Origin of the sequence: Ancylobacter aquaticus, from assembly GCF_004339465.1 — a bacterium.
Taxonomy (GTDB): domain Bacteria; phylum Pseudomonadota; class Alphaproteobacteria; order Rhizobiales; family Xanthobacteraceae; genus Ancylobacter; species Ancylobacter aquaticus.
This window is the reverse complement of record NZ_SMFY01000001.1, coordinates 1,313,220-1,330,277: the sequence shown is the minus strand read 5'-3', so window position 1 is coordinate 1,330,277 and position 17,058 is coordinate 1,313,220. Positions and strand designations below refer to the sequence as shown.

General features: G+C 65.6%; 10 protein-coding genes. 3 read left to right on the top strand and 7 right to left on the bottom strand.

From position 1 onward, the window contains the following. Nucleotides 1–4: 4 nt before the first annotated feature. From EV667_RS06050 to bcsA, 3 genes are read right to left on the bottom strand one after another with little or no spacing between them, the layout of a single operon-like run. A complete protein-coding gene (locus tag EV667_RS06050; RefSeq protein ID WP_131835047.1) occupies nt 5–1,042 on the bottom strand; it encodes a family 8 glycosyl hydrolase in 1,038 nt (345 codons plus the stop codon). Nucleotides 1,043–1,092: 50 nt separating this feature from the next. Then, complete coding sequence (locus EV667_RS06045) at nt 1,093–3,750, bottom strand: cellulose biosynthesis cyclic di-GMP-binding regulatory protein BcsB (RefSeq protein WP_245515992.1); 2,658 nt, start codon at nt 3,748–3,750, stop codon at nt 1,093–1,095. Further along, the gene (gene bcsA / locus EV667_RS06040) at nt 3,747–5,939 is read right to left on the bottom strand and encodes a UDP-forming cellulose synthase catalytic subunit (RefSeq protein ID WP_131834357.1); all 2,193 of its coding nucleotides are present in this window, start codon (nt 5,937–5,939) and stop codon (nt 3,747–3,749) included. The genes EV667_RS06045 and bcsA overlap by 4 nt, the downstream gene beginning before the upstream one ends. 371 nt (nt 5,940–6,310) lie before the next feature. Here bcsA and bcsN point away from each other — a divergent pair, with 371 nt between their 5' ends. Next, nucleotides 6,311–7,066, top strand: a complete 756-nt coding sequence (gene bcsN, locus EV667_RS06035; RefSeq protein ID WP_245515991.1) for a cellulose biosynthesis protein BcsN — start codon at nt 6,311–6,313, stop codon at nt 7,064–7,066. 87 nt (nt 7,067–7,153) lie between these two features. Here bcsN and EV667_RS06030 read toward each other — a convergent pair whose 3' ends face one another. Then, nucleotides 7,154–7,780: a hypothetical protein gene (locus EV667_RS06030; protein WP_131834355.1), complete on the bottom strand. Its 627-nt coding sequence runs from the start codon at nt 7,778–7,780 to the stop codon at nt 7,154–7,156. A 5-nt stretch (nt 7,781–7,785) separates the two neighbouring features. Further along, a complete protein-coding gene (locus EV667_RS06025) occupies nt 7,786–8,946 on the bottom strand; it encodes a YadA-like family protein (protein WP_245515990.1) in 1,161 nt (386 codons plus the stop codon). Between the two features lie 380 nt (nt 8,947–9,326). On the opposite strand from EV667_RS06025, the gene EV667_RS06020 reads away from it, so the two are divergent. Both EV667_RS06020 and EV667_RS06015 read left to right on the top strand, forming a co-directional pair. Further along, the gene (locus EV667_RS06020) at nt 9,327–10,547 is read left to right on the top strand and encodes an efflux RND transporter periplasmic adaptor subunit (RefSeq protein WP_131834353.1); all 1,221 of its coding nucleotides are present in this window, start codon (nt 9,327–9,329) and stop codon (nt 10,545–10,547) included. Between the two features lie 2 nt (nt 10,548–10,549). Continuing rightward, complete coding sequence (locus tag EV667_RS06015; RefSeq protein ID WP_131834352.1) at nt 10,550–12,526, top strand: MacB family efflux pump subunit; 1,977 nt, start codon at nt 10,550–10,552, stop codon at nt 12,524–12,526. A gap of 258 nt (nt 12,527–12,784) precedes the next feature. Here EV667_RS06015 and EV667_RS06010 read toward each other — a convergent pair whose 3' ends face one another. Both EV667_RS06010 and EV667_RS06005 read right to left on the bottom strand, forming a co-directional pair. Further along, nucleotides 12,785–15,859, bottom strand: a complete 3,075-nt coding sequence (locus EV667_RS06010; protein WP_131834351.1) for an efflux RND transporter permease subunit — start codon at nt 15,857–15,859, stop codon at nt 12,785–12,787. Between the two features lie 9 nt (nt 15,860–15,868). Beyond that, nucleotides 15,869–16,969 carry an efflux RND transporter periplasmic adaptor subunit gene (locus EV667_RS06005; protein WP_245515989.1) on the bottom strand — a complete coding sequence of 367 codons (1,101 nt, stop codon included), beginning with the start codon at nt 16,967–16,969 and terminating at the stop codon, nt 15,869–15,871. Nucleotides 16,970–17,058: the final 89 nt, after the last annotated feature.

Here is a 17,058-nt window from a genome sequence, read left to right as displayed (position 1 = left end):
ACCCTCAGCGAAGACATGTCGGATATTTCTCACCCACCAGCGAAAGGCTCAGAAGATAAAGCGTCGACGGATAATATTGGCTTGGTTGCAGGCGCCGCAGGTCGGCCGGAATGGCCGAGCCGTCAATCGCGCAGGCAAGCGTCGCCGCAAGCATCCGGTAGCCGGGTTCCGACAACCGGGCCAAAGCCTTGCCGGTCGGAATGTTCACGATCGCGGGCATCCCGCCATTCTGCACCATCCAATTGTCGAGAACGACTTTTTGAACGTCGGTGTCGGTGATGCCAGCACGCAGAAGGTAAAGAACTATCCTTAACGAATTGTAACCAAAGACCGGCTCGAAGCCCTCCGCCGGCACCAGCGGGCCATTCGACGGAGCGGAAATCCAGTCCGGGGGAAGTTTCGCCGGGCCGAGGCGGGCGAGGGAAAGCAATTCCTTTCCTGAGGCGGCAAGGCCCTCCCAGTCGACCTCGGGTGCAAGACGGGCAAGGACCGGAAAGGCCTCAAAAATCCAATAGGACAGATTGAGCACCGGCCCATCCGGGCGCTCCTCGGCAGAAAAGCCGGTCACGCCAGGCAGCAATACCAGCCGCCCGCCCTCGCGGCGGATCGCCTGCTGGCCGAGCGCCTTTGCGATCCGGGTTGCGCTTTCCTCATAGTCCGGCACCTTCCACGCCCGCCCTGCGAGGGCCAGCGCATAGGCGATGAGAATGTCGCCGTCGCTGGCGACATTGATGTCCGTGACATGCGGGTCCGCCTTCGGGTCCCAGCGCCAGGCTGCCAATCCGTCGTCGCGGATCAGCAATTCGGTGCGGGTGAAGGTCCATATCCGCTCGAAGCTTGCCTTGTCGCCGGCAAGAAAGGCCAGCAGCATGCCGTAGCCCTGCCCCTCGGAATGGCTGATGTTGCCATTGGCGTCGTCGATGACCCTGCCGCTCGGGTCGATGAAACGCGACCCGTAGGCGGACCAATCCTCGGGAGAGATCATGCCGGGCTGGACCCGTGCCCCGGCGGGCGAGGCGACGAGCGCGGCCAGAAGCAGCAGCGCCGGAAGAAGGACCGCTGGAAGAAGGGCTGCGAAACCCGGGAGATCGCTTAGCCTCCACCTTTCGGCCGGCGCCGGAGCAGCAGGCTGGTGACGACGGCGAAGACGATGCAGCATAGGACCAGAACCAGCGCGTAGGTGACAATGTTCAACGACAACCAGTTTGCCGCGATGAGCCGCAGATTGGACGGTCCCAAGGGTTCGGTCACGATAAATCGCCGGTCGCGGGCCATCCGGATGTCCACCTGCCCCGTCGCTGCGTCGAACACGGCGGCCTGGCCGTATATCTTCAGCCAATACTCCGGCAGGGTGAAGTCGCCGATGGCGGCGTCGAGGCTGTCCGCCGTATGGCCGGCGATCAGCGTCCAGACCGCATTGCTGCTCGGCGCAAACCCCTGAGCCACCAGCACCGAGCTGTTCGGCGGCGGGTTGAAAGGCTCGCTGTCGCCCTCGTCCCCCGAGCCGCCGAGAGATATGCCGTAAGTGCTTTTAAACCACCGCTCGAATCGCAGGATCGCGGCACTTAAGCCGCTTTCGCCTGTGACCTCATCGCGCCAACGGTCAAGAATGTCATTATTGCCAGACGCGGAACGCACGCGGACGTTCGCCTCGAGCGACGCATCCGACGGCGTCGAGAGAGGGCTGTCCCAGGTCGGCGCTGCCCCCTGGCTCGCGCCGTCCCGGGGCGGGGGGGCAGCGAGCCAGCGGATCTTGCTCGCATCCACCACCCCGACCTGGCGCAGGACGTCGGGCGGGATGTGATTGATGTCCCCGATAAAGAGAACGGGCCGGCTGGCCAATGAGGCCGGCGACGGAGCGGTTTCAACCAGCGTCGTCCCCTCATACGACAGGGCAAGCCGGGCCATGACCGTCGCGGCCGCAGCGACCGTCGGGATGTCCTGGCGCATGACCACCGCGACCGGCTGGGTCGACTGGAAATAAGGGAACCCCCGACCGATGAACGCCGCCAGACCGGGACTCCTGCCGATCCTCGCGAAGTTGTCCATGACGAACTCGCTGGAATCGAACACGACAAAGCGCTGCTGGCGCACCAGCGTGGCGCCGGGACCGCAGACCTCGTCGGAGTCGACATCCAGCGTCACCTCGATCCAGACCCGGTTGATACCGGCGCGGAAATGGGTCAGCGGAACCTTGATGACCTTTCGCTCCATCAACCCGCCGTGCCGCTCCGTGAGCATGTAGGCGGAAGCGAGCGAACCGTTCACGTAAACGGAAAGCTGGCTGCCCGGGCGCACGCTGGGAGCGTAGGCGGCGTCGAGCAGGATGCGCGCCTGACCATTTGCGGCCCCGTAGAAATCGGCGGGCAGGCCGATGGGAAACCGCAACCGCAGCCGGCGGCCGGAAAACTCCTGGGTCGTCACGCCCATTTCCGAAAAGCGCACGCTGCCGGCGCCGGTGAAGAAGGGGGCGTCGGGCGCGAACCGGGAGGAAATCGCCACCTTGTTGTCATCGGAATGCGCGCTTCCGGTGGCGAGGCGGTCGATGGCCGCTTCTATAATGCCCGCTGTTTCACCGCCGAGCACCAGGACGGTCCCGCCGGCCCGGCTGTCGTTTACGAAACGCACCAGAGGCTGATTGGTCGCGATCGGCGGGGGAAATGCCATCGCATTGCGCAAATCCTGGGGCAAGCCGACGACAACGTTCAGGGTGCCGGGCGGCGCGGGCCCCGGGTCTGTACCGACAATCGACACCACGGGATGAGAAAAGCGCCCGCGCAGCGCAAGAGCCTGGGCGGCCAGCAGGATCTGGTCGCTGTGATGGGACTCGATGGGCCCTGGATGGATGAAGCGGATATTGGTCGTGCCCTGGGCATCGACGCCGATGGCGGGAAGATCATCGACCATGGTGGGATGGGGGACGGGACCGCCCTCGAACACCATGCCGGTCAGCGCATTGTCGAATTCCATCCAGAGATCATAGGTCGATTCGATGGAGCAGTCGGTGCGATGCACCGCCCGCATCTCGAGGCGGATGAGATTGCCGCCGGCGCGCAGGACACCAGTGGGAATCGCCGCCTTCACCTGTGTGGGCCCCTGCGCCGAGGCAATCGGCACTTCGGCGACGAACTGACCATTGATCGTGACCCGAAGCCTCGACAGTTCCGGCATGACATAGATGGCGTTGAGGTAACCGATCAGCAGCGTGACGGGGCGCTCCGCCTCCTGCTGCGTGAAATACGTGACCCAGCCGCGCGACACCGACTCCCCTTCAAGCCGGAGGCGCGGAACAGGAATGATGAACCGGTCAGGCACCATCGGCCCGGCCGCGTCCGGTTTCGCCGCCGCTGCCGCTATCGGCTGGCCCGGCAGCATCTGGAACGGCGCCGCGTAGCCCGGCGCGGCGGGACCCGGCTGCGGCTTGGGATCGGACGCACCGGCAGGCCCGGGCGCCGTCATGGTGAAGGGCGCGCCCGCCGGGGCCGTCTTGGCGGGAGTGGTGACGGCATCCCCCGACCAGCCCATCCTGCCGTGTATGTCGAAAGCGGGGGAACGGGCATCGGCGGCGGCGCCGCCGTCACTCCGCGTTTCAAAAGCCGGTGCCACGACCGCGCCGACAGGCCCAGCGCCGTCATCGCCCAGGTTGAAAGCCGGCTGCGCCATGGCTTCGACCGGCAACAGCAGCAGCGCCGCAAGAAGACTGGCGGCAACGCGGGTGCTGCCAAACAAACGAGACTGAGAAATTCTCATCGCGGCGCCCTCGCGAAAAGGCCCGGTGCGAAGCGGCGCGTCAGCTTTTCGAGCTGAGTGACATAGGCGAGGCCGCGCAGGGTCTGGAAGCCCGCAATCATCACGAACATCACCGTGCCGCGCAACACGCCGGGATTATTCCGCCTCCCCGCCTGGAATTTTTTCCACTCGTCCGCATTGGCGAAAATGAGGTCGGCGATCAGCTGGTAATGGGCGGCACACTTCGCGTTGAACTGGGCTCCCAGCACCACCGCCCCCTCACTAAGGGCAACCTTGCGCACAAGGATCGGCAGCGTGTCGCTGATGCACGCGTCGGGCGGTGTCACCCGAACCACGGCGTGCATGCCGACGCGCGCCTTCGCATCGGCGGGAAGCTCCGTGCGAATGCGCACGCCGCCCATGGAGACGTTCTCGATCACGGCGGGCACTTCGACGCCATCGATCAGCAGGCTGCAACGCCGGGTGATGGCCATGCGCTGGCTGTGCCGCTTGGCAGCCCTTTCGGACACCACGCCGAGGGCGCAGCCCGAGATGATCAGATTGAGCAGGTTCCACATGCCGACGACGATGGTGATGTCGGCCGAGTAGGGCTCCGTCGCAATCCGCCAGAAGGTCACGAACACCGCGATGATCTGGATGACGAAGATAACGAAGAACGGAAGGCCAATTTCCGAGATGCGGTTCTCATCAATGGTTTCGCCTTTCGACGTCACCTTGAAGGTCGGCTTCTTTGGATTGATCATCACAGACAGAAGCGCCGGCAGAAGATAAACAGTCTGTATGTATTCATAAAGTTCGGAAAACCACGGCCAGCGGTATTTTCCGTAGAGATAGCTCTGGATGAAAAGATTTATGAGAAGGTAGACAGCCGTATAGGCGACGAATTCGGCGCCAGACCCGTTGAATATTTCTAGAGAGAAAAATAGATAGAAGAAAGGAGAAACGAGGAAGATGGCTCGCGAGATCGGAAAGAACCAGAACAGGATGCTGGACATGTAGCAGATGCGCTGCGCCATGGTCAGACCCGAACGGAACAGCGGGAAATGAAAGCGGAGGATCTGGTACATGCCCTGCGCCCAACGCGAGCGCTGGCCAATGAAGCTAGCGAAGGTCTCCGGCTGCAGCCCGGCGATGAGCGGAGTGTCCACATACACGCTGTGCCAGCCGCGCGCATGCAGCGTGAGCGCCGTCTCGCAATCCTCGGTGATGGACGAATGGGCGAAGCCGTCCGTCTCCCGCAGGGCCTCGCGGCGCAGTACCGCCGCCGAGCCACAGAAGAACGCGCCACCCCATCGGTCGAGGCCGCGCTGGATAACGCCGTAAAACATCTCGTTTTCCGACGGCATGCGGCGCCAAGTGTCGAGGCTGCGCTCGACCGGATCGGGATTGATGAAGAAATGCGGCGTCTGGACGAGGAACAGGCGCGGGTCCTCGTTGAAATAGCCGATGGTCTCGCGCAGGAACGAACGTGCCGGCGCATGGTCAGCATCGAAAACGACGATGAGCTCGCCGCTGGAATGAGCGAGGCCGTGGTTGAGATTGCCGGCCTTAGCGTACTCGTTTCGCGGGCGGGTGAGATAGTTCACCCCGAGTTCGCGACAAAGCTCGGTTAGCGTTTCCCGGCGCATTTGTGCCTCGCGGGCTGCCGGCAGATCGTGCTGCTCGCACTTCTGGTCAGTACCGCCATCGTCCAGCAGCCACACCGTGAACCGATCGCGGGGATAATCGATCGCCGAGGCGGCGGCCAGCGTGGTGGCGAGCAGGCCGGCATCCTCATTATAGCTTGGAACGAAGATATCGACCGTCGGCTCCCTGCCGGATGCGATGACCGGAGCGGTTCGTGGCGGCTGGGGCGACGAGACGACAAACAAGCTCAGCCCCATCAGGGCGACGCTGTACATTTCCGCGCCGTAGAGCAGCAGCGCGGGAATGAAATTGGCCAATTCTTCCATGGGCGGCAATGTTGATGTCGTCCGCCAGTATACATATCTAAATACCATTGCCGTACCAAGGGCCAACGCGACCATGCGCGGAACCCCTTCAGGCGCGAACATTTTCAAAAAAACAATTAGTAGAATCACAATACAGCCGGTAACAAGCTGAGCCTGCAAGTTAACGGGCAAGGTGATGATGAACGCTACCAGAGCGATCAAAAGTACCCAGACACCAGTAAGCCACTTCCTATTCATAATTCTGGCAGCTCTCCGCAGTCGCCTTAGCGGCGGCTCTTACGTTACCCTGAGATTAGTCGCAAGCCGCTAGACGAGGCGAGATTTCGTAGGGTCATCACTTCCGCGAATATCTTGTTCGCTCTTTGACCGTTTCTGCCGCGGCCTCAGGGCGCTAGATTGGCAGAATGGGTGATTCGTTTTGTGAGACTGACAGGCCCGCCATGCCCCGCCTGAACCCAGGCCCGGGCGGCGACGCGGTGCATCGCGCGGGGGCACGCGCTACGCAGGCACGCGGTCGAAGCTTGCCCCGGCGTGTTCTCGCCATGGGCTGCCTATTACTGGCGGGAGGCTGCGTGACAGGGCGCGGCGGAGCCCCGATAGTCGCCACGATGGCGATCGAGGTGCCGACGGTCGAATCGCTCGTTATCCCGGAGCCGGGCGGTCCCCGCGTCATCGGCGTCATCGAGACCCGCTTCGCCAATGCGCTGCAGCAGGAGGTGATGCTCGCCACCGAGGCGGCGACGCCCGGCCAGAACGCCTTTCACGTCACCTTCTTCGGCCCGGTGGAGGGACGCACCGGGCCCGAGAACCTCAAGAGCGATACTTTCCTCGCCGAAGACGCGCTCGCCGAGGAGATGGAGAAGGCCCTGCCGGGCATCGACATGCGCCCCTCGACCTATTTCGTGCAGAACCGCTATGGGCCGTTCGGCTACGCGCTAGGCCATGGGCAAGGGCGCGATCTGTGCCTGTATGCCTGGCAGCGCATCCAGGGGCAGGATCGGGTCAACGTTCTGATGGGGGATCGCGGCGTGCTGTCGGTGCGCCTGCGCTTCTGCCAGGGCGGCGCGACGGAGGCATCGCTCCTGCGGATCATGTACCGCTACACCATAAATGGCTATTTCCTGCCGCGCAGTTGGCAGCCTTATGGTCGCCCGCTACCGGCCCCACCCGAGCTTGGCCGGATCGGCGGGCCGATCGTCTATCCCGACGCGGATTTCGGGCCGGGCGGGCCCAGCGCCCCGCCGCCGGCACCGGCGCGGACAATGGAGCGCGCGCCCCGCGCCGCGTCGGTTCCCTCCGAAGCTACGCCCAGTCTCCCCAGCGCGCCGCTGGAGGGGTATCCGACCGTCCCCGCACCGCCATAGGACAATCCCGAGTGCGTGCGTGTGCTCTATCGGAGAGATGGAGGGCGATTCAGCGGTCAGACTACTTCAATCTGATCGCATCGCTCTCTAGCTGCGCGGACGGTCGCCGGGGGGAAGTGGAATGCCGAGGCTCGCGGCGGGGGGCAGAACCGGCAGGCTGAATGTCGCGGTCGTGCCGGTCGCGGTGGCTTGGACAGGAGTGGCCGGCACCGGCCGAGCCGGCGTCTCCACCGCGCGGGCGACAGATCCCGTCACCTCCGGCTCAAGCGGTTCGGCGGCGATGTCGCCCAGGCGCCAATGTCCGTCCACCGGCAGAAAGGCGATATCGAAGCCGATCTTCAGCGGCGCGGTGGGGAAATGGCCGCGCAGACGCAACGCGCCATCCGACCCGATGGCTGGCGCCGCCGACAGCTTGGCATCGAGCAGCAACACGGCGGCAAAGTCGAGCCGGCCTTCGCGCCACGGGCGAAAGCGATCGGCAAGCGCGGCACTCGAATTGGCATCGCGGAAGGATGGCGTCGCAAGGTCGCGCAGCACCGAATAATTGCCGGTGATATTGGCCTGGTTGAGCGCCATCAGCGTGCCGCGCAACAGGGCCAGCAGCACCGCCGGCTGGGGAATGGCGTCGGCTTGCTTTTCCTGTGCGCGGGCCAACTCTGGCACCAGCAGGGCCAGAACGAGCATGAGAACCGGCAAGGGGGCGTGGCGCCGCATGGGCCTCACCACGCGAACAGCACGCCGGCCTTGCCGCCGACCGTGCCTTCGTTGAGCCCTATGCCGATGCTGCCGGTGACGAAGAAGGAATCGTCGTGAATCCGCGCGATACTGGAGAGGGCCAGCGCGTTCTGGCCGCCGAACGTGCCCCATTGGGCGCTCAGCGCCATGTTCTTCCCGGTGGGCAGAGGCGGCGTGTCCATCGCCATCGCCATGGCGACACCCTCGCTGACACGGTCGATCTCGGCCCACACCGGCCGCAGGTCGAAAAGGTCCGCCGTGTTGGCGCTGGCAAGGTTGCCGGCGGCGTCGGTGGTGACGATCTGCACCGCCCCGCTCTGCGCCGCTCGGCTGGCGCCGGAGGTGATGCCGGACATGGTGTAGGTGGAACTGCCGGTTCCCAGCGCGACCTGGTTGGCGCGGGTGGTGGAGGCCCCGGCACCGATGGCCGTCGACCCCTCATAGGCGGCGGTGGAACCATAGCCGATCGCGCTGGACTGAGCGGCGGAGGCATTGGCGTTCTGGCCCACGGCGGCCGAGCCCGCGCCGGCGGCGACCGCATTCTGCCCGAGGGCAGTGGCCCCCGCACCATTGGCCGTCGCGCCGAAGCCGAGCGCCGTGGCATTGTCCGCATTGGCGACGGCGCCCTGCCCGAGCGCGGTGGAGCCGGCGCCGTTGGCGGTGGCGCCCGTACCCAGAGCCGTGGCATTCGCCGCATTGGCAACGGCTCCCTGACCAACGGCAGTGGTGGCGGAAGCGTTGGCACGCGCGCCCTGCCCCACGGCCGTGGCGTTGGTGCCATTGGCCAGCGCGTCCTGGCCGAGTGCGGACGACGCGATCCCATTGGCGCTCGCGCCGCTGCCAAAGGCCGAGGAGAAGGCGGCATTGGCGACGGCGCTCTGGCCGGACGCGGTCGCTTCCTCGCCATTGGCGGTGGCGCTCCAGCCGATGGCGGTGGAGGAGACGCCATTGGCCACGGCAAGCTGGCCGAAGGCGCTGGCATTCTCGGAGAAAGCGCGCGAGCCCTGCCCGACGGCGGTGGTGCCAGCCTGCGTGGCCTGCGCATCCTCGCCGATGGCGGTGGAATCGGTGCCGCTCGCCACGCCGCCGCACTGCAGGGCCGTGGCCGTGAGCTGGCAGCTGATATCTTCAGCGGCAGCCGGCAAGGATGCAAACTCCGCCCACAGGGCGAGCATCGCCGATCCGCATGTCGTGAAAAGGCGCCGTCGCATCAACCGTACTCGATTCGCCGTGCGGTGCACCCGCAACGCAACGATGGCAGGATCGGGGCAGCATGGTTAACGCGGCGTTAACTTGTGTCGGCGTTCCACATGCGACCCGCGCCCGGCCGGTGCGACCTATGCGCGACCGCCCCCGCTGGCGCGCGGTGGCGGATGCATCAACCAGCATTGCTGACCCTGCCCCGGGCAATCCCGGGACACAAAACGCCTTTCTTCGTAACCTCGCGGGAAACAGCCGGGCAATCGGCCCGCGCTACCTCAACCCGGCTCGCCCTTCAGGCGGGGGCTGAACCGAGTGAGGAAGAGTGAAGGGCAGGCTTGTCACGCCGCTTCTGCTGGCGGCGTTTCTCATAGTTCCGGCCGGCGCCTACGGCACGCGCCGCCATTGGACCACCGACCCCGCCGCGACGCTGGTGACAGCGCGGGTGGAGCGCGGCGATGTGGAAGAGGCGGTGCTCGCGACTGGCACGCTCAAGCCGGTCAAGCTGGTGGCCGTCGGTGCTCAGGCCTCGGGCCGTATCACCCGTGTGCCGGTCACGCTCGGCCAGCAGGTAAAGGCGGGCGAACTCCTCGCCGAGATCGATTCCGTGCTGCAGGACAACGCCCTGCGCACCGCCCGGGCGGCGCTCGACAATGTGCGCGCGCAACTCGTGGAGAAGGAAGCGCTGCTGCACCGCGACGTGCTGATCCTTGAGCGTCGCGCCTCCATGGTGACAAACAAGATCGTGTCGCAAGCCGATTTCGAGGCCGCCGAAGCCGATGTGAAGGCAACCCGCGCGCAGATCGACCAGCTGAAGGCGCAGATCATCGAGGCCGAGGTCGCGGTCGAGAACGCCCAGTCCAATCTCGGTTACACCCGCATCACCGCGCCCATCGACGGCACCGTGCTGGCCATCGTCAGCCAGGAGGGCCAGACGGTGAATGCCGCCCAGTCCGCCCCCACGATCATGGTACTCGGCCGGCTCGACATGATGACCGTGCGGGCGGAAATCTCCGAAGCCGACGTGGTGCGCACCGCCCCCGGCCAGCGGGCCTATTTCACCATCGTCGGCGAGGGCACCCGCCGCTACGAGACGGAGCTGGCCTTCATCGAACCAGCGCCGGAATCGATCAAGAGCGACGACAGCTTCTCCTCCAGCACCGGCACCTCGTCTTCGGCCAGCACGTCCGGCAGCAGCACGTCGGCCATCTACTACAATGGCCTGTTCAACGTGCCGAACCCGGAAGGGCGGCTGCGCACCTACATGACGGCGGAAGTGCATATCGTCGTCGGCACCGCCACCGGCGTGCTCACCATCCCCGCCATGGCGCTGGGTGCCCGCAGCCCCGAAGGGCGCTACGAGGTACGGGTGCTGGGCGCCGACGGCGGGGTGGAGACCCGCACTGTCGAGATCGGCCTCAACGACAAGACCGTGGCCGAAATTCGCGCCGGCCTGTCGGAGGGCGAGCGGGTGGTGACGGGCGATACGGCGAGCGTTGCGCCCTCCACTTCCGGCATGCCCGGCCCGCCGCCGATGGGGTTCTGAGCATGAACAACGAAGACGCCGTCGCGGCGCCGCTCATTTCGCTCGAAGGCGTGACACGCGACTACGTCTCGGGCGAGGAAACGGTGACGGTGCTGCGCGGCGTCGACCTCTCCATCGCCGCCGGCGAGATGGTCGCCATTGTCGGCGCCTCGGGCTCCGGCAAGTCGACACTGATGAACATTCTGGGCTGCCTCGACCGGCCCAGCGGGGGGCGCTACCGCATCGCGGGCCGCGATGTCGCGCGGCTCTCGGCCGATGAGCTGGCAGGGCTGCGGCGCGCGCATTTTGGCTTCGTGTTCCAGCGCTACAATCTGCTGGCCGATCTGACCGCACTGGGCAATGTGGAGATGCCGGCGATCTATGCCGGCCTCCCCCACGACGTGCGCCGGGCCCGCGCGGCCGCCCTGCTCGGCCGGCTCGGCATGGCGGCGCGGCTCGGCCACCGGCCTGGCCAGCTGTCCGGCGGCCAGCAGCAGCGGGTTTCCATCGCCCGGGCGCTGATGAACGATGCCGAGGTGATCCTCGCCGACGAGCCCACCGGCGCGCTCGACCGCCAGAGCGGCGAGGAGGTGCTGAAGATCCTCGCCGAGCTCAACGCCGAAGGCCGCACGGTGATCATCGTCACCCACGACATGAACGTGGCGGCGCGGGCCCGGCGGATCATCGAGATCGAGGACGGCCGCATCATCGGCGACCGCCGCACCGCACCCGCGCCCACCGCGCCGCCGCGTAGCGATGGCATGCCGGCCCCGCGCTCCGGCTGGCGCCAGCGGCTCGACCAGTTCGGCGAGGCCTTCCGCATGGCGCTGACCTCGATGAACGCGCATCGCCTGCGCACCGGCCTCACCATGCTCGGCATCGTCATCGGCATCGCCTCGGTGGTGTGCGTGGTGGCACTGGGCGAGGGCTCGCGGCAGAAGGTGCTCGCCAATATCAGCGGGCTCGGTACCAACACGATCGAGATCTTCGCCGGCAAGGACTATGGCGATACGCGCTCCGGGAGGATCACCACGCTGGTGGTGGCCGATGCCGAGCAGCTAGCCCGCCAGCCCTATATCGCCGCCGCCACCCCAACCGTCTCGACCCAGAGCACGGTGCGCTTCGGCGGCAAGGAGGCGAACGCCCTGGTGAACGGGGTGAGCGAGCACTATTTTGCCGCCAAGGGCACCAGGCTGGCGCGCGGGCGATTCTTCGACGCGGCGGGCGTCACCTCCCGGTCGCTAGACGTCGTCATCGACGCCAACACGCGCAAGGCGCTGTTCGACGAGACGGGCGTGGAGCCGGTGGGTGCCGTGGTGCTGATCGGCACGGTGCCGGCCCGTGTGGTCGGCGTCACCGAGCCGCAGCTGGGCGGGTTCGGGTCGAGCCAGAACCTCTCGCTGTACCTGCCCTACACGACGGTGCAGGCGCGCATCCTCGGCTCCACAGCGCTGCGCTCCATTACCCTGAAGATCAATGACGACGTCGACAGCGCCTATGCCGAGCAGGAGGTGACGCGGTTTCTCATCCAGCGCCACGGCAGCAAGGACTTCTTCATCCTCAACACCGACGACATCCGCCGCACCATCACCTCGACGACCCAGACGATGACCATGCTGATCGCCGCCATCGCCGTCATCTCGCTGGTGGTCGGCGGCATCGGGGTGATGAACATCATGCTGGTGTCGGTGTCCGAGCGCGTCGGCGAGATCGGCGTGCGGATGGCGGTCGGCGCCCGGCGCAGCAACATCCTGCAGCAATTCCTCACCGAGGCGGTGATGGTCTGCCTGCTCGGCGGAGCGACCGGGGTCGGGCTGGCGCTGGCCTTCGGAGCGGTGTTCGCGCTGCTGGGCTCGAACTTCGCCCTCGTCTATTCGACCGGGTCGATCCTCGTCGCCTTTGCCTGCTCCAGCCTCATCGGCGTGGCGTTCGGGTTCCTGCCGGCGCGCAACGCCTCCCGCCTTGATCCGGTCACGTCATTGACCAACTCTCGACAGTAATATTCAGACATATTATCGTAGACACTGGAAACACTGCCACCATACTCCCAGCCAATTGCACCGCGAATGTACATACAACAAATCGTCATCGCGGTGAGAAGCTTACATGCTGACGTTCATCATTCGGCTTTGGCGCTGGCTGACCGACCCTTATGAATATAGTTGCCCTTACTGCACGGACGACGAGATGTGCGAGGAGTGCCTGCACTTCTGGGCGATCAAGTAGGGGCTCCCGCGTGAGGCGACGCGCGACACCGGCTATTCGGCCGGCGTGTGCGCGACGCCCGGAGCGACCTCGGCATGGGACGTGTGATGGACACGCCCGATGAAGGAATAGACCACCGGCACCACGAATAGGGTGAGCAGCGTGCCGAGCGTCATGCCGCCGACGATGACCCAGCCGATCTGCGCCCGGCTTTCGGCGCCGGCACCGCTCGCAAGCGCCAGCGGAAGGGCACCCAGCACCATGGCGCCCGTGGTCATCAGGATGGGCCGCAGGCGCAGCACGGCCGCCTCGATGACCGAGGCCCGGCGGTCGAGCCCTTCCTCCTGCTGCTGGTTGGCAAATTCGACGATCAGGATGCCGTGCTTGGTGATCAGGCCAACCAGCGTCACCAGCCCGATCTGCGAATAGACATTGAGCGATCCGCCCGTGAAATACAGCGCCGCCAGCGCGCCGGTCATCGACAGGGGAACGGTGAGCATGATGATGACCGGATCGCGGAAGCTCTCGAACTGCGCCGCGAGCACGAGATAGATGAACCCCAGCGCCAGCAGGAACACCACCACGAGGCTCTGCCCGGCGGCGCGGAATTCGCGGCTCTGGCCGGCGACATCGGTCTGCACGGTCTGCGGCAGCACCTCGCGGGCGGTTTGGTCGAGGAAGTTCAATGCCTCCCCCTGCGAGAAGCCCGGCGCCAGATTGCCGGAGATGGTTGCGGAACGCAGCTGGTTGAAGCGCTTCAGCTCCTGCGGCGCCACGCTCTCGCGCACGGTGACGAGGTTGGAGAGTTGCACCATCTCCCCGCTCACCGACCGCAGATAGATCGTATCGAGGGTCGCGGGCGTGGAACGGTCGCTGGCGTCGAGCTGGACATAGACGTCGTATTGCTCGCCCCCCACCTCGAAGCGCGTCACCTGCCGCCCGCCAAGCAGGCTCTCCAGCGTGCGACCCAGCACCGCGATGTCGATGCCGAGATCCGCCGCCTTGGCGCGATCCACCGCGACCGAAATCTCCGGCTTGTTCAGCTTCAGGTCGCTATCAATACTGACAAGGCCGGGATAGTCGCGAACGCGCTCCAGGAAGCGGTTCACATAGTCGTCGAGCTGCTCATAGGTGCTCGACGTCTGGATGACGAACTCGATCGGCCGCGAATTATTGGACGCGCCGAGGGAAGGCGGGTTGTTGGCATAGGCATTGATGCCGGCGATGCGCCGCAGTTCGGGCGTCAGCTTGGCCACGAGTTCCTGCTGGCGCACGTCGCGTTCGTCCCAGTCCTTCAGCCGGCCGATCACGAGGAAGCGATGCACCTCGGGAAAGCCGTTGATGATGAGGACGCTGTCGACCTCCGGCTCCTTCGAGACGATCTGGTCGATCTGGTTGGTGTAGCGCGTCGTATAGGCGAGGGTTGAGCCCTCCGGCCCGCTGCCCGTGACCCGGATCACGCCACGGTCTTCGATCGGCGACAGTTCGGACGGCAATACGGTGAGGAACAAGGCGCTGGCGCCGGCCACCATCAGCGCGAACAGAAGGATCAGGGGCCGTATCTTGAGGGTTGTGCCAAGCAGGCGGCGATAGCCGCTCTCCATGGCCCGCAGCCGCCCTTCGATGAAAGCCGAGACACGGCCCGGCTTGGCCTCGTGCTTGAGCAGGCGGGAGCACATCATCGGGGTCAGCGTCAGCGCCACGAAACCCGAGATGATGACGGCACCGGCAAGCGTCAGCGCGAATTCCAGGAACAGCCGGCCGGTACGGCCAGGCGCGAAGGCGACTGGCGCGTAGACGGCGGCCAGCGTCATGGTCATGGCGATGACGGCGAAACCGATCTCGCGCGCACCCTTGATCGCGGCCGGGATCGGCTTCATGCCATGTTCGATGTGGCGGAAGATGTTTTCCAGCACGACGATGGCGTCGTCCACCACCATGCCGATGGCGAGCACGAAGGCCAGCAGCGTCAGCGTGTTCACGCTGAAGCCCAGCGCATACATGATGGCAAAGGTGGTGATCAGCGAGATCGGGATGGTGACGATCGGGATGATCGCGGCCCGGAACGAGCGCAGGAAGACGACGATCACCAGCACCACGAGGATCACCGCCTCGAAGATGGTGTGAAACACGGCTTCGATCGAGCGGTCGATGAACACCGCGTTGTCGTTGCCGATGGTGGCGGTCATCCCTTCCGGCAGGCTCTCATTGACCGCCGGCAACACGGCACGAGCCCCGGCCGACACGTCGAGCGGGTTGGCCACCGCCTGCTTGATCACGCCGATGAAGATCGCGGCACCGCCGTTGAAGCGGCTTGCCCGCCGTTCGTCGGCGGCCCCGAGCTCGACGCGGGCAACGTCGCTGAGGTGCACCTGCGCGCCATCGGCCCGTTTGACGACGATCTGGTTGAACTGATCGACCGTGGTCAGCGCGGTGCGCGAGAGCACGGTAAATTCGCGGTCGACGCTCTCGATGCGGCCGGACGGAATCTCGACGTTCTGCGCGCTGAGCGCGTCTTCCACGTCCTGAACAGTGAGATTGTAGGCGGCGAGGCGCTCGCGGTCGATCCAGATCCGCATGGCATAGCGCCGCTCGCCATAAATCTGCACATCGGCGACACCGCTGATGTTCTTGAAGCGGTCGACGACATAGCGGTCGATATAATCCGACAGTTCCAGCCCCGACATATGGTCGGAACGGAAGACCACGAACAGCACGGGCTGGGCGTCCGCCTCGACCTTGGAAATGACGGGCTCGTCAATCTCGTCGGGGAGGCGCTGGCGCACGCGGCTGACGCGGTCGCGCACGTCGCTGGCCGCCACGTCCGGGTCGATCTCCAGCCGAAAACGCACGGTGATGCGGCTCGATTCCGAACGGCTGGTCGATTCCAGCACGTCGATGCCCTCAATGCCGGCAATCGAGCCTTCCAGCACCTGCGTGACCTGGCTCTCGACGATGCTTGCCGACGCGCCGGGATAGGCCGTGACCACGGAAACGGTCGGCTCGTCGATATTGGGGTATTCCCGAACCGTCAAACGGTCGTAGGAAACGATGCCGATCAGGATCAGCAGCAGGCTGAGCACGGTCGCGAAGACTGGGCGGCGGACGCAAAGTTCAGAGATGCCCATAACGCGGCCTTAGCCCTGCGGCGCCGGCGGCGGGGCGACGACCTCCACGACGACTCCCGCCTGAAGACGCCCCTGCCCGGCCACGACGATGGAAGCCCCGGGGGCAACGCCCTTCACCTCGACTTCGCCCTTGGCGCGCGGGCCGAGTTGAACCTTGAGTTGCTCCGCCTTTCCGTCGACGATCTGCCAGACCAGCCGCTCCTGCCCGCGCGGCACGATGGCGCTCTCGGGCACGAAGACGGCGTCACGCGCCTGGCTTCCCTGCACCAGCACGCGCGCGAATAGGCCCGGGCGCAGCACGAGGTCCTTGTTGTCGAGCCGCGCGCGCACGCTCAGCGAGCGGCCATTGATGTCGACCATGGGATCGATGGCGTAGATCGTGCCGGTGAACGAACGACCGGGCAGCGCGTCCAGCGTGATGGTCACGGTCTGGTTCTCGGCGATGCTGGAGAGCTGCGTCTCAGGCACCTTGAAGTCCAGCTTCAGCGTGTCGATCTTTTCGAGATTAACCAGTTCGGTGCCGACCGCGATATAGGCGCCGTTTGAAACCGTGCGCAGGCCCACCACCCCGTCGAACGGCGCGGTGATGGTATGCTTGGCGATCTGCACCCGCTGGGAGTTCAGCAAGGCACGCGCCGTGTTCAGCTCCGCCTGCGCTTCGTCCAGGGCGCGGGCCGTGCCCGATCCCGTCTTCTGCAGTCGCTGGGCACGGTCGTAATTGGCCTCGGCAAGCTGCAGCCGCGCTTCGGTCTCATCGAGCGACGCCTTCACCAGCGCCGCGTCGAGTTGCACCAGCACGGCGCCGGCCTTCACGTGCTGGCCTTCCTTGAAGAGGATTTCCTGTATGCGTCCCGACACTTCCGACGCGACCTGCACCGATTCGTCGGACTGCAGGGAGCCGATCGACGAGATGTCGGTCGTCACCGAGGCGGCGCGGGCCGGGGCCACCTCGACAGGAATCGCCCGAGGCGTCGTCGGCTGCGCCGCCGCATTTGCCTGACTGCGACCGCCGAACAGAGCCTCTGTCTCGACCCAGCCTTGCTCATGGGCAAGCCAGAAGGCTCCCGCAAGAACGGCAATCGTCAGCAGCAAGCCGGTTCCACGTCGCATCAGACCCCCATCAGACTGTGTCGGAAAGCACGAAAATCCATGCTGCGACACAACAGATTAGAGGAAAAGTTCCAACTTAATTATGTGTC